Origin of the sequence: Bartonella queenslandensis AUST/NH15, assembly GCF_000312585.1 — a bacterium.
Classification (GTDB): domain Bacteria; phylum Pseudomonadota; class Alphaproteobacteria; order Rhizobiales; family Rhizobiaceae; genus Bartonella; species Bartonella queenslandensis_A.
The window spans coordinates 1-312 of the sequence record NZ_HE998027.1 but is presented as its reverse complement, the minus strand read 5'-3'; the positions used below and the strand labels follow the sequence as shown (position 1 = coordinate 312).

Sequence of the window (312 nt, the reverse complement as noted above, 5' to 3'; positions counted from 1 at the left end):
TCGACTGCTTTAGTGAAGATTTAGACAATCTTACCTTGCATGAAAACATAGGGGGTAAACATGTCAACTAAGTCAACTAAAAAAAAGTCAGATAAGTTACCCTGGATAAAATTTTATTTGTACGATTGGATTAGTGGTACACATGAAATGACATCAGAGCAAAGGGGAATTTTTCTGACGCTTATCTTACGTATGTATGATAAGAGGGCACCGCTTAAAGATGATTTTGCAACGCTTTCACGTGCTTGCAATTGTTCGCAAAAAAAGTTTGCAGTTACTGTCGAATATTTAATCAAGAGTGATAGACTTATT

The 312-nt window shown here is 35.3% G+C and carries 1 protein-coding gene; it reads left to right on the top strand.

The window, feature by feature from the left end; genetic code table 11:
- Window positions 1-60 precede the first annotated feature (60 nt).
- Window positions 61-312, top strand: a 252-nt coding sequence (locus BN338_RS09230) for a DUF1376 domain-containing protein (protein ID WP_039761372.1), incomplete at its 3' end; no start/stop codon positions are given.